Raw genomic sequence first — 21402 nt, forward strand, 5'->3', positions numbered from 1 at the left:
CTAATTTGACTCATCGCGTACTCCCTGGAATTCATGATCTTGAACACTCTCGGGATCAACATTTCCGGCAATCGCTAAAGCAACCATTTCACGAAACTTCTTGATAGATTTGTCCCTTTCCATATGTCGAAATCTATTTGGCTGTTTGATTGGAGCATTACCCTTTAAAGTCTCAACATTAATACGGTGGTTGTGTCTCTCCAAGTCATATTCTTCAAAAAGCCTTATAACCATCAATTCGAGGGTTTCGCATAGCTTTACTATCGCGTCGAAGCGTTCATCATCAAATTTAATATCTCTTATCTGCTTCGCCAACTCAGCTCTGTGCTGAGAGATTTTCGCTCGAAGGTTGTCTGACTCATCTCGCAAGCTGTTTAACTCAAGCATTTCGCTGTACCAGTTATAGGCCTCATCTACCAAAGTTTCTATAAGTGCCTCTTCCGATCTTATTCCATTACTCTTGTATACAGCAGCTCGATACTGCTTTAGCCGTGCTTCTACAGTGTCGCTCAAGTAAATGAAATCCTCTAACATCAAGTCGTCAGAGTAATCGCTTAGTGGTTCGTTAGAGATAGGATCCTTGACTCGGTCAAAGCTGTCTGAGTTCGCTAATGATGAATTAACGTTATATAAAGCGCCTTCTTTAGCCATGACGCGCACAAATTCACTGGTTGCTAAGAGCGGCTTTTTATCCTTTCTCAGATTGATAGAGATATTGAGCTTTTTAACCACTTTTTTAATGGTTTGAACCAACTGCTCTTCGGTCGGAAAGGCGCGACTACCAAAAATTAGGTCCCCAACGTGATTATGCTTAGCGTACGAACGCGCTATTTGATCGGAGGTTAGCTTTGCACCTTTTTTATTTTTCAAATCATAGAGGGACTCTAGGTTTGCCTGCTCTTTTAATAATGCCTCGACAACCTGTTCTTTGCTGACACCGAGCTTATCCGACAAGCCATTTAGCTTCTCAACAGACTCACGTGAAAGTCTATATGTTCTATCCAAATACTCGGTTTTATCCTTACGTTTACTTCGCTGCCGGTAAGACTCTTGGATATTTCTTAACAACCTATAATGATCAGGCCGGTTTTCCCTGAATAAGCCAATAAGAATTCGCTTTGCAGCTTCTCTAATGTTTTCGTTTTGCTGTCGATATAGTTTTATTCCTTTGTTTGTGAGGTAATTTACCAGCCACTGACCTTCTGCTGCGTCATCAACATCGAACTCCTCAACCCATTTAGGAACTTCTTCAAACTCACTAGTCATAGCTAATCAACGTTATCAAACTCATAAAAAACATATAAAAACATGTTTTAAACAAAGTAGCAAACTTGTTGCAAACTTGTTTTTTTTTCACTAAGGCCCGGATATAAAGGGCTCTTGATGACGTGCTATGCGGCATGGATATTCTAAATTATCAGAATAAGAGCAAGGTTTTGAATGCAGTCTAAACGCACTTTTCCATATAGATTCCGGAGCAGTTTATGATTAGGAAATGTTGGTAATAGTAATATATACAACCTTCACTACTATCAATCAGTACATCATTCATTGGTACGTCTAATAACCAATGCTTAGCCAGTAACAGGTAGGCCGCTAAGCTTAGCGCCTGACTAATGGTTAAAGATTACAGGATCAGATCTCTTATGAATCAATAACGATCACGAGGTCTGAAATGAAAAAACGTAATGCGAATAACCATAACCACACACTACATTATGATGCTGAATATGAGGGGTTTGCTTTACATACAGCAAATGCACCATACATTCTGCCATACGTAGACCGCCTACATACGGTCATGGAGAGAGTGCTACAGAACCATAAGCGAGTACTGGCAGTGAAGTTTGACTTGCATCTACCGGCTCATAGGAATCCGTACCTTCAACGTAATCCGATAACGGAGTTTATAGAGCGAGTTAAGGCAGGCATTGCAAGCTATCAAAACTCCCTAAATCGTCGTAGTAAACGTGTTTACCCTACGGAGGTCGAATACGTTGCTAAAGTTGAACAGACTGAGGAGTGCGAATTAGAACACTATCACGTCGTACTATTCACCAATAAAGATACGTTATATCCAGTCGGTAACTTAAGCCATGAAGACCCCACTAAGCTCGGTCAGATTATCCGACGAGCATGGCTCAAGACGCATGGGTTATCAGCTGATTCACCCGTAGCGCTCCTTCACACATCGAAACCCGTGTTTAGGGTACTGCAGGGGCCACTCAGTACTGATGACCCAGTTCACAGAGACGCATTCCTGCACTTCAGCTATCTGTGCAAGGAAGGCACGACCAAATACCAAGGTAAGCGTCAGTCGTTTTACAGCAGCAATGCAAAAAATAAAGCGCCAGCATAAGGCACCAAGCAACGTAGCAGAGGCCCAGGGATAACCTCTTCTACGCGCTTAGCGACATTGCAACTACACCAATCCCCTTTCAGCAAACGAAACCGTGTCTTGGCCTACTACGATGTGGTCAAGCACGGGGACGTCTATGTGATTGAGCGCGTCCTTAATACGCGTTGTCACACGCTTGTCAGCCTCCGATGGCTCAGTCACACCCGATGGATGGTTGTGCGCCAGGATGATGGCTGCGGCGTTTTGCTGAAGCACCTCCTTCATCACCTCACGGGGATATACCGGAGCGGCGTTAATGGTCCCAAAGAACAGCTCTTTGTACTCAATCAGACGATGCTGTGAGTCCATCAGCATGACAGCAAACACTTCACGCTTTTGATGCGCCAGCTTGTACCTCAGGAAGTCCTTTGCTGCAGATGGGCTGGTGAAGCCCTCCCCCTTCAAAAACTTCGTCTCGAGGATCTCAGACGCTTTATTCAGCACATCAACCTCAGTCATCGGCCCATTCGTTACATACTCAGCATTTTGCTCGTGCATTTTGTGTCTCCATGTTTTCGATTCTTGAATGCACGACCGTGATATAGGTCTGAAATCCCGTGGATTCGCTGTTTATGGTTATTCGTTACAGCCCCTGTGAATCCTCTGAGACAAACCAAACAGAGGAATAATAATGAGATTTCTAAGAATCAACGAAGTACGAGAACGCATTGGCTTAGGTCGCACCTCCATTTACAAAATGGTTAACGAAGGCACATTTCCAAAGCCGGTTCGCGTGTTGGGTAAGAAGGTAGCCTGGATAGATTCAGAGGTGGACGAGTGGATTATGCAACGCATCGCCGATGAGCGCGGCGACGCCATTCCAGAAATGAAATACTAACTGATTAATTGCCGAAACAAGAGGGAAAAACAAGTGTGTGACAAATTTCTTACTCCGGAACTAATTATTCAAATCCATTACGAATTTCACCAAGACTACACGCGCTCAGTATTGAAAAGGTCAATAGAAAAGTCTGTACGCTCACTGATGAATGAAGTTTGTCCAGCAAAGGACCTTGGTGTGTCAAAAATATTCTGGACTGCTGGTCTTTACGCAGCTCTCATTGGAAATGGTGATTGGACAACCGACCGCAAACGAGCCGTAATTACAGGCTTAGTGACCGCGATAACGTTCTTAGATTTAAACGGCTTTCACGTCAATGCTAATAATCCCTCGTTACTATCATTAATCGAATCGCCTTGCATGAATAGCACAAAGCTTGGAAAGGTACTGTTCGAGCAATTCTGCGGGGAACGCCTAGAAGAAAATAAAATAGCCAGTCAGACCAACTCTTCCAAAGATATAACCTGCGGATATGGTCAACAAAGAATAAAGCCATATTCTTCATTAAAAGACATCATAACTAGGATTAGGAGCGAATTTTATCCTCTTCACTACGACTACAGTATTGATTGGGATGATGTCATCCCTGCTGTTTGTCATTAATGCAGTATCAACCTCTCTTAAAAGTTAAGCGTTGATTAGCGTACTCAGTTGACTTCCCTTCCTTTTCGCTAGTCGGCACTTTGTCGCCATACTTCAATATAGGACCAAGCAATGATTTTACGTCTAGTTAAACCTGTAGATATTGTCAAAATAGACATAGGAATGCACCTAGAAGCGAACCACCATCCTACTAACTTTGCTCAGCTTGTCGATATATACAGTACCATTGACCGTGAGTATTTTGATTACACCGTTAACTTAGACTCGATATTCTCAATTGCCGCTGAGTACGCTATTCGCTTAGCACACACCGCGTGGACAGAGGATACCAACCGTGCCGCAGAAACTGCATTTGCCGTGTGCCTGCTATTTTTGAACCAGTATGGTATCCCCATGAAAGGCAATGACCAGATATTGTTCAACGTCATGCGGGATGAATGGACTACGGTAGATAAGTTTGCACCGCGACTCATGTTAGAGCACGCCAAAACCATCATAAGCAATTCGAGCGCGCCCATAACAGCGGGTGACGCCCTTGAAATGACAAAGCGGTCAATACACTCACCGATTCGTTTTGGCCCCCTTATAACGGGTTTAAAGAGCTTGAGAGAAAGCTTCACTGTATCTGGATGCAAAGGTGTTCAATGGGACAACTACATCAACGACTAAGCCCGTATTCATTACTGAACAGTTTTCTATTCAGCATTGAACAATCGTCAAACTATTCTGGAGACAATTATGTGGATCCATACGTTCACCCCTACCCAATTACAGGAAATTCACCACCGGCTACACAGGCACCACGCACTGCCGGTAGATATGGATAAGCTTTCAGCAGTATGCGAAGAGGTAAACCAAAGAAGTCGGTGCATTAGCCACGGACTATTCGAAGCCGACGCCATTCAGGTGGCGGTCGATTATGCAATCACCCTACGAAAATGTCGCTGGGTAGAGAACTACGAACAGTCAGTCGATACCGCTTTCGTAACGGCATTGACTTACCTTCGTTTAAGCAAGTATCCCATTGACTCGGATGACCCAGCACTATGGAGCCACTTTAAAGATACCTATGATAACGAGAGGCTTGAGTACGTGTTTTTTCTAGCCTTCACTCGGCAAAAAATCCTTTTGAACGCATTTTCTTGTAAGCGCTCTGTTCACGAGAGGCTGCCGAGAACGGAGCTAGGGTTAGACAATCACCGATGGATGGCAATATTAAGGGGCGCTGTTGACGAGAGCTACGAGCGCTGTTGCCTTACTGCCCCTGGCTACGTTTGGGATAACTATGAGCATGAACTGCAAAAGCAGCGTGAACTTGATTATCAAAAACTAGTTGCGTTAAATCCGATACATTATTTTGATAGGTAGCCCTCAGCTTTTAGCCACAGATCTGAAGGTAACACCCCCAACGTATCAGCGATTTTCTTTACTGAAGTCACAGAGGGATTTGCATCGCCCCGCTCGACTTTAGAGATAAACGAGCGCGCCATCCCAGCGCTATTTGCCATATCTTCCTGTGACAGATCTATCTCTACTCTTCTCAACTTCACCGCTTTTCCAAATGCAGCCTTGATGTCCATTGACGTTCACACCGTTTGGGATTTGGTTAATCTTGACACCAAGTGATCAAAAACCAATCGAATACGTTGTGGTACTGGACCACGTTGAGGGCGATAAATATATAAATCCCAAGGCACAGGCTCGATCTCTTCTAACACTCTCACAAGTTTCTCTTGGCGTAATAAGTCTTGGCCCGAAAAGTCAGGAATTTGGGCAAACCCCAGTCCATTTTGTACACCCATTAATTCAGCTTCGGCGTCGGCACTTCGAAAACGTGTTATGGATGGCGTCCACTGTCTGTCCATGGAAAAAACCCATGGCCAAAGCTTTCCCGTATTGCGATCTACTAACCCTGTAACCGGCAAGTGGTTTAGATCTTCAATAGACGCAGGCCTTCCCACTCTATTTATTAAGTCAGGCGAAGCCACGACATACATATTAATTTTGGTGAGCTGGCGGGCAATAAATCGACTATCTCTCATGAAGCCGATACGAATCCCAATATCTATTTTTTCATCAACTACATCCACGCGCTCGTCACTGAGTGTCAGGTCTATATCCAGTTGAGGATGTATTGTTGAGAGTTCCAGTAATGCTGGCATCAAGCATTTATGACCAAAACCAACAGGCGCTGCGATACGAACCCGCCCTTGTAATTCATTACCCGAGTTAGGGACGCTTGTTTGAAACAATTCATCTACAGCGCGCAGGCGTTCTTTTGCTATCACAGCAAATTTTTCTCCAACTAGGGTCACTTGTATGTGTCGAGTATTTCGATGAAATAAAAGCTCCCCTTGCAATCGCTCTAACTCCTTCACTGCTCGTGTCACCGCCTGAGGAGAAATTCCCAGACGGTTAGCCGCTTCTTTAAAGCTGCGAGACTCAGCAGCAGTACAAAATATCCGGAGCATTTCCAATCTGTTAAGCATCACAGTCACATTCAGGTTTGAGATGAATACACTAATATTATTCCAAATTATGGAATTGTGAAATTAAAACGTTTCCATTTATTGATTTTTGACGGTAAGGGATAATTTGCTCGTTATTTAGACAGAGTCATTCATTCAACTGATTTGAGGATATTAACTATGAGTAGTGTTTTAGCAAACAACATCAGCGGTAAGGTCGTTGTTATCACTGGTGGTAGTAGCGGTTTAGGCGAGACCACAGCAAGACATTTAGCCAGCCTTGGCGCATCTGTTGTTTTAGGTGCCCGACGCATCGACAAGCTTGAAGCTATTGCTGCTGACATACGCACAGCGGGCGGAGAAGTTGCGGTTCAAGCGACAGATGTGACTAGCCAGGACGAAGTGAAGGCTCTTGTAAATCTTGCACAAGAGCGCTTCGGTAAAGTTGATGTGGTTATCAATAATGCAGGGTTAATGGCTATTGCACCGTTAGCTGAGACTCGAGTTGACGAATGGGATCGCATGATTGACATCAACGTTAAAGGTCTGCTGTATGGAGTAGCCGCAGCGCTTCCGATCTTTCAGGCTCAGGGAACAGGCCACTTTATCAATATTTCATCCGTAGCGGGTGTCAAAGTATTCAGTCCCGGCGGCACGGTTTATAGCGGAACCAAATTCGCTGTTCGCGCTATTGCCGAAGGCTTGCGCCATGAAGTTGGGGGTGAAATTCGTTCAACAATCATTTCACCGGGGGCAATCGAATCTGAATTAAAACATGGAAGTTCAGATACTCAGGGTGCAGCCTTTGTAAAAGATTTTTATCAGCAAAATGAAATTCCATCTGAATCTGTTGCTCGTGCTATCGCATACGCAATTGAGCAGCCTGCGGATGTGGATATCAACGAGATTGTTCTGCGCCCAACTGTTCAAGAGTTTTAATTCGTTTAATACAAGACCGATTAACCAGCGGGTGATTTAACCACCCGCTGAATATTCAGTTTGTGAGGTTATTGATGACAGCGTTAAACAGACAAATGCGTGCTTTGGTATTAGATAGCTATGAAGAGGGTACAGTATTCCGGGATGCCCTGATTAACTTACCCTCTCCATCAGCAGGTCAGGTGCAAGTAAAAATATTTGCAAGTGGAGTCAATCCTATTGATTACAAGATCCGCCAAGGTATCGCTCCTTATGCCATGCCGGAATTACCCGCAGTACTTGGCACCGATTTAGCTGGAGAAATTGTTGCTATCGGCGACGGCGTCACCGACTTTGCAGTAGGCGATGCAGTTTATGGTCTGACTGGCGGAGTGCGAGGATTGCAAGGATCATTGGCTGAATATGCCAACGTAGATGCTGAGTTACTTGCTCTCAAACCGAAAAATTTGTCCATGCGTGAAGCTGCGGCTTTACCTCTGGTTGCACTTACCGCTTGGGAAGGTTTGGTTGACAAGGCGAATGTTAAAGCGGGCCAGAAAGTCCTTATCCAAGGTGGAGCTGGCGGAGTTGGGCATGTAGCTGTGCAAATTGCTAAGGCCTTAGGTGCCGACGTTTATGCCACTGCATCGACTGGAAAACAACAACTGCTCAAGGAGCTTGGTGCCACGCCAATTGATTATCACACTGCAAGCCCTGCTGAGTACGTGGACGCATACACCCAAGGCAAAGGATTCGATATCATTTACGACACTGTCGGTGGCTCTGTACTCGATGCCTCATTAGGTATCATTGCACATTATGGACATATTTTAAGCTGTGCTGCATTCGGCTCACATAACCTGGCACCGTCGTCATTACGCTCTGCAACATTGTCAGCGATTTTTGTGTTACATCCACAGCTCAGCGGAGAGGGGCGCAAACATCATGGTGACATTCTGCGGCAAATTACGGCTCTTGTTGAAGCTAGACAAATTAAGCCACTACTCGATCCGTTACGCTTTTCCCTAGACACGGCAATGGATGCACATAATGCCGTAGAGTTGGGATCCATGGGTAAAGTAGTTATTGATGTAATTGCTTAAAAAGTCATTGTTGAGGATGCATATGAGCCCAAGAAAACTAATTAGAACTGTTCGTTTCCATGAATTAGGTGGCCCCGAGGTATTAACTATTGACTCGCTGGCGAGTCCAAGTTTGCAGGCCACTGATGTCCGTATTGCGGTCAAAGTTGTTGGGCTCAATCGTGCTGATGCCATGTTTAGGCGAGGCAGCTATATAGAAAAGGCTGACTTCCCTTCACGAATCGGCTATGAAGCATCTGGGATAGTCATTGAAGTCGGGGAAGAGGTGAATCATTTACGCCTTGGGGACGAGGTTTGTATTGTCCCTCAGATGGGGCTTTCTCAGAATGGCTGCTACGCAGAAGAGATTGTCGTACCAAGTGAATATGTGGCACCCAAACCAGCAGGTCTAACCTTTGCTGAAGGCGCAGCAGCTTGGATGCAGTACCTGACAGTTTATGGCGCTGTGGTCGAAATTGCTAACGTGCAAAAAGGCGATGCAGTACTGATAACCGCCGCATCGAGCAGTGTTGGATTGGCTGCGATTCAAATTGTGAATTCTCTAGGGGGTATCCCTATCGCTACAACTCAAACACGAGCTAAAAAGGCTGCTGTGCTCACGGCTGGCGCGGCCCATGTGATTGCAACCCAAGAAGAACCGCTACTGGATAGCTTGAGAAGCATCTTGGGAGCAAACAATTTAAAAGTCGCATTTGATGCTGTCGGTGGGCCGCAGATAGCTGAAATTGCTGAAGCAATGAGCCCTGAAGGAACAATAATAGTACACGGAGCATTGAGTCCCGAAATAACGCCTTTTCCCTTAAAACTAGCACTTCGTAAAAGTCTGACAGTTAGGGGATATGTGTTTACTGAAGTTATAAAAGACATCGAGCGTTTTCGCAGAGCAAAGCAATTTATCCACTCGGGTTTATCCGAAGGAACACTCAAGCCTGTCATTGATCGAAGCTTTAAATTTGAAGAGATAGTGGCAGCGCATCACTATCTGGAGTCAAATCAGCAGATTGGTAAAATAGTGGTCGTACTTGATTAACAGTTCGTAGCTTTCGCTTGTCTCTCAACTCAGTCAGTGCCTGATAATAATTAGCGTGCTGTAAGTTTTATACTTAGGCGTAGAGCAGGAATGCTTATTCGCCGAACTATAAATATCGAGATAGTACATGCAGAAAAGTCCGCTTTTCGTTCAAAGCGGTCCAATTATAAATTTGGCTTGCTAATTTTAGCGGCTATTATGACTGGGTAAATCGCCAACCGTCGCGTCGTGCCGTTGATAATGAACGATTGCTGACGCGTATTAAAGAGCTCCATGAAGATCTAAGAGAAGAAAAGGAAACTGTCAGTCTAAATCGCGTTGCGCGATTAATGGCGCTGTATGGGTTGCAAGGTTGGCCGCGTAAAAAGGGGCGTGGGCGAAAAACACCATCTCAGCGCCCGGATAGTATTAAAAACCACCTGGGACGAGACTTCAAAGCCTTTGAGCCCAACACTAAGTGAGTAACTGACATAACCGAAGTGAAAACAGATGAAGGAAAACTTTATCTGTGCGTTGTGCTGGATCTGTTTAACCATGTCGTTGTCGGCTGGTCAATGCACCATCGGCAGGATAGAAAAATGGTGCTGAGAGCGGTGGAGATGGCAGTCTGGCAATGTCCTGAGGCGACACAGGCAATACTGCATTCGGCTCGTGGAACGCAATTTACCAGCGGCGATTATCAACGGTACTAAAAAATAAACAACGACTTATTGGGGAGCATGAGTGCTGTCGGTCATTGTGCCGATATATTTTTTACATCGAGCGGTTCCATAATCCAAGAATGCGACGTAGAGTAGCGAATCAAGACAGGAAGTTTACAAACGTTTTAAACTGTCCGCAGAAACGGGGTAGAACCCTATCGTGATTTTTATCGATGAACTTGACCGTTGCCGACCTGACTTCTCAGTACAGGTATTAGAGCTCATTAAGCACACATTTGATATTCCTGGTGTCGACTTCGTACTAGTGACAAACACGACACAATTGAAGGCAGCAATTAACCATGCGTATGGTGCAGGAGTTGAGGCCGGCCGTTATCTTGATAAATTTATAAAATTTAAATGTTCCCTCCCCCAAAAATTTATCCCTAAGGGTGGCTCCCATTTTCATGAAAAAGTAGCTTCTGTCGAACATATATCAAAACTCTTGTTAAAGAGCCCGACTTTACAGAACACAAAACTAATCGAACAAGACCATATTGTTAAATCCGTGTGCGAAGATTTTACACACATCAAGAATCTCTCGCTAAGGGAAGTTGAAACCTTCGTCCGTCACATCGAGATATATCATCAATTGACACAAGATTTGGCAGATAATAAGTATCCAGGTTATTGCTTACTGCGGTTGTTCGGAATCTTTACCTTCTGTTTTGAGCAGGAGCTTCAAAAGTCTATTATGAATGAGTCAATAGACATTGATTACGTAGCAAGATACTTAGAGTTGCCTCTAGCATCTGACTGGGATAAGGGTCGTGCCCCTAGAAGCGCAAAACAGTATATTGCATATTTCCTCATAAGAGAGCTCGAAGGTGACGATGGGAGATATCTAGCTCCAGAGAGTCAAGCAAGCAGCTTTGGACAGTTAGAACGTAGTTTATTCGGACCTTTTGGGCTAGACGATAACGAAGCCTTTGAAACAATAAAATCATCAATTCAAAGTTTTTACCTGGGAACCAGTGAGTAAGTTTTATGCTTCCTGCACTGCGGTTACGATTTTGGTGAGTTGAAGTTGAAGCGAAGTGCGGACTGAAGGGCCATACTAGAAGTTGTTCGGTTTCGCCGAACAACTTAATCTGGTAGCTTATTTTTTGATTTAAAAATAATAAAAGCGTCTGTTGCCAAAAGGCAATGTTACGCGGAGAAAACAATGGAACAGTTTGCCCCAAAATTTCAGGAAGAATATGCCGCTAAAATACCGGCCTTGACGCTATTAGCCAGTTTGGGGTGGTCATTTTTATCACCACAGGAGGCACTGGCAAAGCGTGGTGGTAAACAGGATCGTGTGGTGCTGCGTGAGGTATTACGCGATGTACTGAGTCAGCGCACCTTTCATTATGCCGGTAAAAGCTATCCGCTGTCCGAAAACTCCATTGATAACATTGTCTCACACCTTTGCAGCCCGGCTCTTAATGAGGGGCTTCGCCACGCCAACGAAGCAATTTATAACCATTTAATGTACGGCATTCCGGTGACGGAGTTCGTTGACGGCAAAAAGGTCACGCCGACGGTCTCCATCATCGACTGGCAGAATCCAGATAACAACCAGTTTCACTTCACCGAAGAATACACCGTAACGCGTGCCGGAGGCTTTGAAAGTCGCCGCCCTGATCTGGTTTGTTTTGTAAATGGCCTGCCGCTGGTTGTTATAGAAGCGAAGCGCCCTGACGGTAATGCTCAGAAAGGACCAACGATAAACGAAGGTATCTCGCAAAGTCTGCGAAACCAACGCCCTGACGAAGTCCCTCACCTGTTCGCGTATTCGCAACTGTTGTTATCGGTGAATGGCATTGACGGGCGTTATGGCACCGTGGAGACCCCGGAAAAGTTCTGGGCCGCCTGGAAAGAAGAAGATATTAGCGATGCCGAAATGCTGGCGCTAAAGAATAAGGCGCTAGACGATGCCACCCTTCAACATCTATTCGACCACCGCGATAAGCGCGACCTCAGTTGGTATCACAACCTGATTGCCGGTGGTGAGCTTATGGTGACCGGTCAAGATAAACTGCTGATAAGCCTACTGTCCAAAGAGCGCCTGTTCGATATGGTGCGCTACTTCACTATTTTTGATAAAAAAAATTGGCAAGATTGTGGGTCGTTACCAGCAAGTGTTTGGCATCAAACGACTGCTTGAGCGTATTCAAAAGCGCAACAGTAAAGGTGGTCGCGAAGGCGGCGTTATCTGGCATACCACAGGCTCGGGCAAGTCCTTCACCATGGTGTTTTTATCCAAAGCGCTGATTTTGCACGACGAGCTAAAACAATGTCGGGTGATTGTTGTCACCGACCGTGTTGATTTAGAAAACCAGCTCTCGAAAACCTTTGCATCTGGCGGCGAGTTATCCAGTAAAAAAGACAAAGAAGCCGCCATGGCCACGTCGGGCAAGCGACTAGCTCAGCAAATTGGTAAAAGCAATGAACGCATTATCTTCACGCTCATTCAGAAGTTTAACTCGGCCACCAAACTGCCCGAGTGTCACAACGACAGCCCCAACATTATCGTATTGATTGACGAAGGTCACCGCAGCCAGGGTGGCGAGAACAACATACGCATGAACCAGGCACTGCCAAACGCATCCTTTGTAGCCTTTACCGGTACGCCGCTGTTAAAGGACGATAAAACGACCAACAAATTCGGACCTATCGTTCACGCGTACACAATGCAACGTGCCGTGGAAGATAAAACCGTGACACCCCTGCTCTACGAAGAGCGGATACCCGACCTGGATGTAAACGAGCGTGCCATCGACGCCTGGTTCGAGCGTATGACCGACGGTTTAAGTGACGAGCAAAAAGGTGACTTAAAGAAAAAGTTCAGCCGCCGCGGCCAGGTGTATGGCACCGACGAGCGTATAAAGCTGATTGCGTACGACATCGCTCATCACTTCGATAAAAACATCGATGAAGGTTTAAAAGGTCAGCTGTGCTGTGACGGCAAAGCCTCGGCCATTAAGTACAAAAAATACCTGGACGAAGTCGGCCTGTTTGAATCCGCCGTGGTGATGAGCTCCCCCGATACTCGCGAAGGCAATACCTCGGTTGACGAGAAAACCATGCCGGAAGTTAGCAAGTGGTGGAAAGAGCATGTCGGCTCTGCTGATGAGCAGAATTACACCAAAGAGCTGGTCGAGCGTTTTGATAAAGACCCTAAGCTGAAGCTGTTAATTGTGGTTGATAAGCTATTAACTGGTTTTGATGAGCCAAAAAACGCCGTGCTCTATATCGACAAGCCACTAAAGGGACATAATCTCATTCAGGCGATTGCTCGCGTGAACCGTCTGCACCCCGACAAGAAATTTGGTCTGCTGATTGATTATCGCGGCATTTTGTCCGAGCTCGATACCACTATACAAAAATATCAGGACTTGGCTTCACGTACCCAGGGCGGTTACGACATCGATGATATTGATGGTCTTTACCAGCAGATGAGTACCGAGTACAAACGCCTACCCCTGCTTTATAAAGAGCTCTGGGCGATATTTGACGGCGTTAAGAATAAATCAGACACCGAAGCCCTGCGTCATGCCCTGTTGCCGCGCATCGAAGAAATAAGCGGCGAGATGGTCGATAGAAATCAGAAACGCCGCGAAGACTTTTACGAAGCGCTCACAGCATTTGCTACCTGCCTTAAAGTTGCACTGCAGTCGGCTACCTTCTTTGAAGATAAGAGCTTTACCGATAAGGACCGTCGACAATACAAAGAGACAGTGAAACAACTGTCCAGTCTTCGTCAAACCGTGCAACAGGATTCCGGCGAGCGTGTCAGTTACGACGAGTACGCTCACGAGGTGAAAAAGCTGCTGAATAAACACGTCGTTGGTGTCGAAGTACGTGATTCTGATGGCGTATACGAAGTCGGTAAAATGGGGCAGAAGCAGGCACCAGAGGATTGGAACGAAGATAAAACCCGTAACGAAACTGATATTATTAAAACTCGTGTTACTAAAATGATAGAGCAAGAGCTTGGTGATGACCCCTACGCTCAAGAAGCCTTTTCTAAGCTACTGCGTGAAGCCATCGAAGAAGCGGAGAAACTATTTGATCACCCGCTGAAACAATACATGCTATTCCGCGAGTTTGAGGAGCAGGTACAAGAGCGTCGCTTGGATGATATCCCTGAACGGTTGACCGGCAATCATCATGCACAAGCCTATTATGGCGTGTTCAAAAAGCACCTACCCGAGGCCTTCACCGTGATGGACGAGCATGCGCAGGAGAAATGGGTAGAGATTGCGTTTGATGTCGATAGCATCGTTAGCCAATCCGTTGCGGAAAACTCAATTAACCCTAATAACATTGAAGCTGATATTCGTAAAAAGCTGCTGCCGAAGATTTTCGCGGAATGCAAAGCCGTCGGTGGTGGTATAGACCAGGCGAAAAAGATTGTCGAAGCCATTGTACAGGTGGTTCGTGTTGGACAATTGGGTCATTAAGCCATGAACGTTGCGATACGTTTTGCTAGGCAGGTTGCAGAGAAGCATAAGCCATACGGGGATAAACTTAGCTTTTATTACGCCGACGAGCTGATTGAGTTCGAGCGCGTTACCGCCAAAAGTCCTCAGCGAAAAATTAAAATCAAGGTGTTGCCGGACTGCTCTGTAAAAGTCGCCGCACCGGTTGATAGCTCTGATGACGACGTATTGCGTGCCGCCAAAAAACGTGCACGCTGGATTTACCAGCAACTACGAGAGTTTCGTAAGCAACTAACGCACATTACTCCGCGTCGGTATGTCAGTGGTGAAAGTCATTATTACCTGGGCAAGCAATACGTACTCAAAGTGCTAATAAAACCCGACCAAACAGCCGGTGTTAAGTTGCTTCGCGGCCAACTTGAAGTGAACGTGCGTCAGTACACTCCAGAGCGGGTAAAAGCCGCAATGGAAGCCTGGTACAAGCTCAAAGCAAAAGACCTCTTTCACAAGCGTTTAGACGCCGTTTTAGAGCAAACACTGTGGGTTGATAAGCGCCCTCCTCTGCGAACACTGACCATGCAAACTCAATGGGGCAGCTGCTCACCGAACGGACGAATCACCTTAAACCCACTGCTGGTTAAAGCGCCACGCGAATGCATCGACTACGTTATATTGCACGAGCTTTGCCATATAGCTGAACACAACCACAGCGAACGATTTTACCGACTTATGGGACAGGTTATGCCGGATTGGCAACGTGTAAAGAACCAGCTAGATCAGATGGCTGGCCGGATTTTTAATGGGTAATGTTGAGTTGGTAACTAACTATATTCATCGGTGATTGTATTAACGCTAGGCGGCTAAATGGAACTTCTTCACCATTATACATCAATAGACACTCTCGAACTCATTCTAAAGAACCGGACGCTCAGGCTTGGGCGACTCGATAACGTAGATGACAAACAAGAAAGTCAGCTTATCCATGAAAAGCACTGGGCCCAGTACCTATTTATCAGTAGTTGGTGTAAAGACCATGATGAAAATTCCCGGTTATGGCGTGAATATACAGACAATAAAGGCGTTCGCATTAGCCTTCCCAGGTTTCCATTCGAGCAGCATGTTTTAAAATCAAAGCCAGAACTTACCTTATTTTTTGTCGATGGTTCGATTAGCCCCGTGCCATTGTCAGACATCTATAACGATAAATGGATGTTTTTCCTACCTCCAATCAATGAAGAACATTACGGTAAAGATGTTATTTATGTTGATAATCCTGAAGAGCATATCAGTCCACCGATTACGCAAGACTCGGATGGATATCACTTAAATGGGTTGTTCGATTTGGCCACGATTAAGGATTCAAACTTATGGAGCGAACAAAATGAGTTTCGCTACATATTTTTTGTGGTTCCCGGCCACCCGGGAATTATGGCGAAATGGGAAGCCACTGGCGATCCTAAGTTTCCAGCGGCTTATATGGCAAACTGCATTGTTAAGGGTATCCCAAGTCAACTTTTACATTTTGATGTTAAACTAGGAAAAGCAATCGAAGATGTGGTGATTACAATGGGTCCTGAATGCTCAAATGAGGATTTCGAACGTACGAACAGACTAGTTGATAAGTACACTTTGCGAGGCTTAGTGAAAACAAGTAACCTGTCCTAGGGTATTTAAAATTTTTATTAACTAGAAAGAGTGGCGTTCGGGAGTTTCAAGGTGGGTATTTTAATTATATCTGGAGCAGGATTGTCAGCACCATCAGGCGCTCCCACCTTCAACGGAAAGTATCCCATTTACAATAATGTCGATCTGCTGCAGTCCGGGCTTGAACAGCTAGAACAGCTAAAACCTAATACAGCACATAAAGAGTTATCTACGCTTCAGTCAGAAGCTGCAAAACAAAAAATCAGAGTGCGGCACATTACTCTTAATGTAGATGACTTAAATGAGGTCTGTGGAGCCACCGTTGAACATGTATATGGTAGAGCACGTGACCGAAGTATTAGTGAACTGGCAAACATCGATTTCTACGACCTATCATGGATCAGCGAGAAGCTTATAATTTTGGTCGGACTCAGTGGGCTTGGCTTTCCATTAGCATGGTTAGAGTCATATTGCCGGAATAAACAAAAAAAGGTGATTAGCTTTAATTTAGTAGTAAACCAGGAGCTTGAATGTTATCAATGCGTCGGAGACGCAGCATGTTCGATTAATGCCGACAGGTTGCTCAGTTACTATGAATCACTGACGTAAGGATACAAGTTGTGCAGGTTCAGGAGTTTGAAGTAGCTAATGATGTCGTCGCTCATATCTACTCAGTAGAAATAACAGGGGTAGAATATAAGGTGTTTTTTGTACCAACCACCTTTCACTATGTCGAAGGCTCTGAAGAAAGGGATTTTTATGCTGAAGAGCTAGGTTTCCCGGTGGCTGACAACTGCTACGAAGTGAAATTTGACCTTGAGAGTAACGTCGAGCAAAATATTCAGTTCGAGCCTCCGTCAGTAGGATGGAACATAAATATGTATGAGCTGGGCTCAGTAGTCTCCGCCGTTATAGATGATCATTGCAACCGCTTCTCAGCAAAAGCATATACCGCCATGGCCGCAGACCCTAGGCTTGTAAAATACTATAAAAGGCTTGCCAAGTGGCATGCACCTAGACTAAAATTCAAGTGTGTTCAAAATTTAGGCAAGGAGGGACTCCATTATGCGTTCATTAAAGAAAACTGAGTATTCTGTCCATCCTGCAAAGAAAGCTGGTATGGCTAAATTGGTTGAAGCTTACAAAAAAGCTCAAGCCGAAAATAAGGTTAAAACGACGCAAGTCTGATAAGACTTTACGTTATGAAGAGGCGAGGAAAGTCCTCGCCTCTTCATTTGGATTCCCAAACCACTATTTCAATCGTTTTCTATAGCTCCAGCTCGACAAAGTCCCTATCCACGTCTTCCTGGGTTATTCCAATGTAACGTAGCGTAATGGCCTCTGAGCTGTGTCGCAGCATTTTCATTACCCTAGCAATGTCGTTGGTGTTCTTATAAAGGTGGTAGCCCCTGGTTTTTCGCATCGAGTGTGTACCTAAGTCGATACCAACCTCCTCACCTATTGCCGCAAATGCTCTCGACACATAACGGCGGCTTAACGGTTTTGCAGGCGCATTTTTAGACCGTTGGTTTCGATAAGACTGAAAGAGATAAATGTGGTCAGGGTGTTCAGCGCGAATACGAGCGATGACCGCCCTCGCCTTTTCATTGAGTTTAATTGTCGCTAGCTTCGACGTTTTCCCTTCAACCAGCAACAGTCGATCATGCTCTATATTTTCAAACCTGATGGATAGTAAATCTGAGATCCGCAACGCCAGATTCAAACCAACATCCCAAACGTCAGCAATTTGCTGTCCGTATGTTCGTTTGAGAAGGTAGCTAATCAGCTTTACGGTATCCAGACTCTTAACCGCTTGCACTTCGGCCATAATCTAGTTCCTTTTTTGTTGTAAAACGTGATTTTGAGTACTTAAGGGGGTATAAAGTGGTAAATAACCCGTTTTTAGTGGGTTTGCTTGTTCCGATTATGATAATTTGGGAACATTGCTATCTACAGAAAGCACTCGGCTTACATTCAAATAATGTATTTCTAAAATAACGACGAATCGGATACCTAGGGGCTATTTCTTTTAGTTCATGATTAGGTTTGCTCAAGGAGTCGATTTTGAAAAATTCTTTTACCAAAGAAATAGATGAGGTTCTTCAGTTAGAGGCTGAAGGTATGCTCAGCGATCTATCAACATCACCCCTTTTACTAGCTAACTTTCTTAGTTTTGACAAAAGAGACAGAGAGCGTGCTGTTAATTACATACGGTCAGTTCTTGATGAGTGCTACAAAGAAGGGCATTTAAAAGTAGCAATTTTTCACGAGTCGCAGCACTTGTATGGATATGCGATTTTCTTCACAACCGCCAATGCGCAATATCCTACATATCTGCACAAAATTTTCGTAAAAGAACCATACCGCAATCAGGGACTTGGAGGCAAGTTACTGCAGTCTATAGTTAAGGGCAATTCAAGAGTTGCACTACTGTGTCCAATCGATAAAGTAGCATTTTACGAAAGTCATGGCTTTAATTATTCGCAGCCATTTGAAGTCCCTGATAACGAGAAGTTTAGACTATCCAGAGGTCTATACTCCGATTTATGCCTCATGAAAAATTACCAAGAACAGTCTGAAATTCCATTATTCTTTTTAAATGACAGTGATCTTACGGATATACTGGGCCTTTAATTTTGATTGTTTCAACTCAACAGATTACTTCGGCTCACTCATAGGCTTCTTAACATGGCAAGCTTAACCATTATTAACCAAATTAAGTTTTCTGAAACGGAACCCGGAAAGCAATGGTGTTCTCAATTCGGTCACAACGATAGGCATTATGCCGAAAAGTTAATCAATGCTTTGTATTGGGTATCTGAAAAGCAGTTCAAGGTATACATTGCTCAACAATTACAAGAGGTAACCCAATCTCAACCAGCCGCTTGTTTCTGCGAGAGAGAGCCAAGGAAGAGAAATGGTAAAATCTTGCCCTACTACAAAAGTCCAAGACGCAAACGTAACAGAAAGTTCTATGGCGTCGCAATGTCTCCAATACCTACAGAAAATGCTCATCGCCACGAAGTCGGTAGTGAAGGTGTAATTTCAAACATAATAACCTCTAGTATGCGGGAGAATCCAAATAAGGTATTACTCCATCCTACCGCTCAAGCTTTGCAGAAAAAGAAGGTAAAGCAATACGTGATAGTAACTGACTTAATAGGCTCCGGCACCAGAATCTCAAATGTACTTGATTCATTTTGGGCAGTACCGTCAATTAGAGCCCTGCATTCCGCAAAACTAATTAACTTTATCGTTATTGCCTATGCCACATCGAGAAGTGGTCGAGGACTTGTATCAAGACATCAGCTGAACCCTGAAATTCGTTACGAGACGGAATCCCCTTCTTTTAAAGACGCATTTTCTGACAGTGAAGAGCTTGAAATACGGCAATTCCTTAATCGTTATACGAAGAAAAATAAAAGCGGAACTTGGGGGAGTATCTTTAACTGGCATGACCCTCTTTTAACCGTTTTCTCACACGGAGCTCCCAACAACTTACCAGAAATAATGTTTAAACCTGGTCTAACTGGAATAAAACCATTATTTAAAGGTAGGAGTACCTCACGGTTTTATGAATATAGCAGTAAATTCGAAAGCCAAATACTTCCAGTGCCTAATAATAGAGGTGCTTCTGAAAATGAGTATCTAGAGTGGCTCTTAAAACAGCCTCTGAGGCATCGACATATATTTCAAGTCCTTTCCGTGATTGGTAAGGCAAAATCTTTATACCAGATAATGGATTTCACAGGGCTGAAGCGCACGGATATAGTTTCTGTTTTGGAGCTTTCTAAAGCTCATAAATGGATTGACGACTATCACATCACTGATCGGGGGCGTTATTTGAGGGATCACCTTAAAAGCAAACCAGTTCAAGTTAACTCAAAAGGCCTTGAACAACAGGAGAGCGAGCTTTACTATTGTCCTCAGAGTTTGGGAGCTCCTCTCTATTAATCTAGCGAATACAGGCTGTTAGCCTGTCAATTTTGAGGAGCATGTTGTTTTCTCATTGAGCGAGCCGCCGCTTAGAGTCTAAGTGAGACTCACAGCCACCTAAAGGCTGTGGTCGTCGACTCTCTGCTGCGAGTCTCATTTACCCTCCTTACGGATAAAAGTAGATGAATAGATGGAGCTCCCGAGCTTTTAAAAAGCATAATTCAGACAAACCGGCAGCTGTAGTAGAAACAGCTGCTTTGTATGGGCGAAAAATTCAAACTTCGTGCCCAGAGCTACCAGTTATTTTTACACTTAACCATCTAGCGCTAAAATCTGGGGTTCCCTATAACAATCTCCGTAGTTTTGTGGACAGAACTATCGAGAGACCATACAGGTCTTTCACTCTCCGAAAAAATGGACTTGGATCGAACCCACGAAAATTCCGAGTAATTAAAGTTCCACAACAAGACCTCAAAAAAGCACAACAGTTTATTAATCAAAACATTCTATCTAAAATGGAACCGCATGAATGCAGCGTTGCATTTTCACCAGGAAGTAAAATATATGATGCAGCTTCAGAACATTGCAACGCGCGATGGCTTCTTAAGTTTGACATAGTTAGCTTTTTTGAGTCTATTACCGAAAAGTCAGTATACAGGGTATTTCGAAGATACAATTATCCTGCGTTATTAAGCTTTGAAATGGCAAGAATATGCACTGCATTAAAGGCGAGACCTCCAATTAACTGGGGCGGGGCCCCTCCTAATATTCGATACCGCACGATTCCTGGTTACTCCAATAAAAACCTAGGAACTCTGCCTCAAGGGGCTCCAACAAGTCCAATGCTTGCTAACTTGGTCTCGTACAACCTAGACCGAAGATTAAAACTAATCGCAGACGCTTATAACTGCCATTATAGTCGATATGCTGATGACATCACATTTTCTACTGACTCAAGCCTTTCAAGAGGTGAGGTATCCAGAATAATAGCCATGATAAATAGCACATTACGTGAGTATGGGCATACAATGAATAAAGCCAAAACCACTATTGCTCCACCTGGAGCGAGAAAGTTTTATTTGGGTATGAATATACACGGGGATTCTCCACAACTTAGAAAAAGCTTTAAACGGAAGCTCAAACAACACTTATTTTTTTGCGAAAAAAACTCTGTAGGCCCCGAAAAACACTCTAAACATCTTGGGTTTGTATCTGTGATTGGTTTCAAAAACCATCTAAGGGGCTTAATCAACTATGCAAATCAGGTCGACACTGTTTTTGGCGAGAATTGCATGAAACGGTTTCAATCTATCGACTGGCCTCTATGAGGTAC

Annotated in this window: 24 protein-coding genes and 1 pseudogene; 20 read left to right on the forward strand and 5 right to left on the reverse strand. The window is 44.4% G+C overall.

Annotation, left to right across the window (positions count from 1 at the left end):
* Entirely contained in the window at positions 1-1266 is a 1266-nt protein-coding gene (locus OS145_RS08245) for a hypothetical protein (protein ID WP_006955907.1), read from the reverse strand.
* 409 nt (positions 1267-1675) lie between these two features.
* Between OS145_RS08245 and OS145_RS13030 the strand changes: the two genes are divergently transcribed.
* Entirely contained in the window at positions 1676-2359 is a 684-nt protein-coding gene (locus tag OS145_RS13030; protein ID WP_006955908.1) for a YagK/YfjJ domain-containing protein, read from the forward strand.
* A gap of 63 nt (positions 2360-2422) precedes the next feature.
* Here OS145_RS13030 and radC read toward each other — a convergent pair whose 3' ends face one another.
* Entirely contained in the window at positions 2423-2896 is a 474-nt protein-coding gene (gene radC, locus OS145_RS08255) for a RadC family protein (RefSeq protein ID WP_006955909.1), read from the reverse strand.
* A gap of 133 nt (positions 2897-3029) precedes the next feature.
* Between radC and OS145_RS08260 the strand changes: the two genes are divergently transcribed.
* The 4 genes from OS145_RS08260 (at position 3030) to OS145_RS08275 (ending at position 5210) form a co-directional block, all read left to right on the forward strand.
* A complete protein-coding gene (locus OS145_RS08260; RefSeq protein WP_006955910.1) occupies positions 3030-3236 on the forward strand; it encodes a helix-turn-helix transcriptional regulator in 207 nt (68 codons plus the stop codon).
* A gap of 33 nt (positions 3237-3269) precedes the next feature.
* A complete protein-coding gene (locus OS145_RS08265) occupies positions 3270-3842 on the forward strand; it encodes a hypothetical protein (protein ID WP_006955911.1) in 573 nt (190 codons plus the stop codon).
* A gap of 111 nt (positions 3843-3953) precedes the next feature.
* Positions 3954-4511, forward strand: a complete 558-nt coding sequence (locus tag OS145_RS08270) for a hypothetical protein (RefSeq protein ID WP_006955912.1) — start codon at positions 3954-3956, stop codon at positions 4509-4511.
* Positions 4512-4580: 69 nt separating this feature from the next.
* Complete coding sequence (locus OS145_RS08275) at positions 4581-5210, forward strand: hypothetical protein (protein WP_006955913.1); 630 nt, start codon at positions 4581-4583, stop codon at positions 5208-5210.
* Here OS145_RS08275 and OS145_RS08280 read toward each other — a convergent pair.
* Complete coding sequence (locus tag OS145_RS08280; RefSeq protein WP_242603665.1) at positions 5195-5392, reverse strand: helix-turn-helix transcriptional regulator; 198 nt, start codon at positions 5390-5392, stop codon at positions 5195-5197. The two genes, OS145_RS08275 and OS145_RS08280, sit on opposite strands and share 16 nt — an antisense overlap.
* Before the next feature lie 36 nt (positions 5393-5428).
* Positions 5429-6331, reverse strand: coding sequence for a LysR family transcriptional regulator (locus OS145_RS08285; RefSeq protein ID WP_006955915.1), 903 nt, complete (start codon positions 6329-6331; stop codon positions 5429-5431).
* A gap of 159 nt (positions 6332-6490) precedes the next feature.
* Here OS145_RS08285 and OS145_RS08290 point away from each other — a divergent pair, with 159 nt between their 5' ends.
* From OS145_RS08290 to OS145_RS13655, 12 genes and pseudogenes are all read left to right on the forward strand, one after another.
* Positions 6491-7249: an SDR family oxidoreductase gene (locus OS145_RS08290; protein WP_006955916.1), complete on the forward strand. Its 759-nt coding sequence runs from the start codon at positions 6491-6493 to the stop codon at positions 7247-7249.
* Positions 7250-7323: 74 nt separating this feature from the next.
* The gene (locus OS145_RS08295) at positions 7324-8331 is read left to right on the forward strand and encodes a zinc-dependent alcohol dehydrogenase family protein (protein ID WP_006955917.1); all 1008 of its coding nucleotides are present in this window, start codon (positions 7324-7326) and stop codon (positions 8329-8331) included.
* A 22-nt stretch (positions 8332-8353) separates the two neighbouring features.
* A complete protein-coding gene (locus OS145_RS08300) occupies positions 8354-9361 on the forward strand; it encodes a zinc-dependent alcohol dehydrogenase family protein (protein ID WP_006955918.1) in 1008 nt (335 codons plus the stop codon).
* Positions 9362-9549: 188 nt separating this feature from the next.
* Positions 9550-10226 (forward strand): annotated as a pseudogene (locus OS145_RS13575) (IS3 family transposase); the annotation flags it as partial.
* Positions 10223-11044: a KAP family P-loop NTPase fold protein gene (locus tag OS145_RS08310; protein WP_006955921.1), complete on the forward strand. Its 822-nt coding sequence runs from the start codon at positions 10223-10225 to the stop codon at positions 11042-11044. The pseudogene OS145_RS13575 and the gene OS145_RS08310, both read left to right, overlap by 4 nt.
* Before the next feature lie 183 nt (positions 11045-11227).
* Entirely contained in the window at positions 11228-12211 is a 984-nt protein-coding gene (locus OS145_RS13580) for a type I restriction endonuclease (RefSeq protein WP_006955922.1), read from the forward strand.
* Positions 12168-14510, forward strand: a complete 2343-nt coding sequence (locus OS145_RS08315) for a type I restriction endonuclease subunit R (protein ID WP_006955923.1) — start codon at positions 12168-12170, stop codon at positions 14508-14510. Before OS145_RS13580 ends, OS145_RS08315 begins: the two co-directional genes overlap by 44 nt.
* A 3-nt stretch (positions 14511-14513) precedes the next feature.
* On the forward strand, positions 14514-15296 hold the full coding sequence (locus tag OS145_RS08320; RefSeq protein WP_006955924.1) for a M48 family metallopeptidase: 783 nt from the start codon (positions 14514-14516) through the stop codon (positions 15294-15296).
* Positions 15297-15353: 57 nt separating this feature from the next.
* Positions 15354-16154 (forward strand): hypothetical protein, encoded by an 801-nt coding sequence (locus tag OS145_RS08325; RefSeq protein ID WP_006955925.1) that lies wholly within the window; start codon positions 15354-15356, stop codon positions 16152-16154.
* A gap of 51 nt (positions 16155-16205) precedes the next feature.
* Positions 16206-16742: an SIR2 family NAD-dependent protein deacylase gene (locus OS145_RS08330; RefSeq protein WP_006955926.1), complete on the forward strand. Its 537-nt coding sequence runs from the start codon at positions 16206-16208 to the stop codon at positions 16740-16742.
* A gap of 11 nt (positions 16743-16753) precedes the next feature.
* Complete coding sequence (locus OS145_RS08335; RefSeq protein WP_006955927.1) at positions 16754-17221, forward strand: hypothetical protein; 468 nt, start codon at positions 16754-16756, stop codon at positions 17219-17221.
* Entirely contained in the window at positions 17199-17321 is a 123-nt protein-coding gene (locus OS145_RS13655) for a hypothetical protein (RefSeq protein ID WP_278043237.1), read from the forward strand. The genes OS145_RS08335 and OS145_RS13655 overlap by 23 nt, the downstream gene beginning before the upstream one ends.
* A gap of 79 nt (positions 17322-17400) precedes the next feature.
* On the opposite strand, the gene OS145_RS08340 is transcribed toward OS145_RS13655, so the two are convergent.
* Positions 17401-17961: a tyrosine-type recombinase/integrase gene (locus OS145_RS08340; RefSeq protein ID WP_006955929.1), complete on the reverse strand. Its 561-nt coding sequence runs from the start codon at positions 17959-17961 to the stop codon at positions 17401-17403.
* Positions 17962-18197: 236 nt separating this feature from the next.
* Here OS145_RS08340 and OS145_RS08345 point away from each other — a divergent pair, with 236 nt between their 5' ends.
* From OS145_RS08345 to OS145_RS08355, 3 genes are all read left to right on the forward strand, one after another.
* Positions 18198-18767 carry a GNAT family N-acetyltransferase gene (locus tag OS145_RS08345; protein WP_006955930.1) on the forward strand — a complete coding sequence of 190 codons (570 nt, stop codon included), beginning with the start codon at positions 18198-18200 and terminating at the stop codon, positions 18765-18767.
* A gap of 54 nt (positions 18768-18821) precedes the next feature.
* Entirely contained in the window at positions 18822-20087 is a 1266-nt protein-coding gene (locus OS145_RS08350) for a phosphoribosyltransferase-like protein (protein WP_006955931.1), read from the forward strand.
* Between the two features lie 164 nt (positions 20088-20251).
* A complete protein-coding gene (locus tag OS145_RS08355) occupies positions 20252-21397 on the forward strand; it encodes a reverse transcriptase family protein (protein WP_006955932.1) in 1146 nt (381 codons plus the stop codon).
* Positions 21398-21402 lie beyond the last annotated feature (5 nt).

Origin of the sequence: Idiomarina baltica OS145 (assembly GCF_000152885.1) — a bacterium.
Lineage (GTDB): Bacteria > Pseudomonadota > Gammaproteobacteria > Enterobacterales > Alteromonadaceae > Idiomarina > Idiomarina baltica.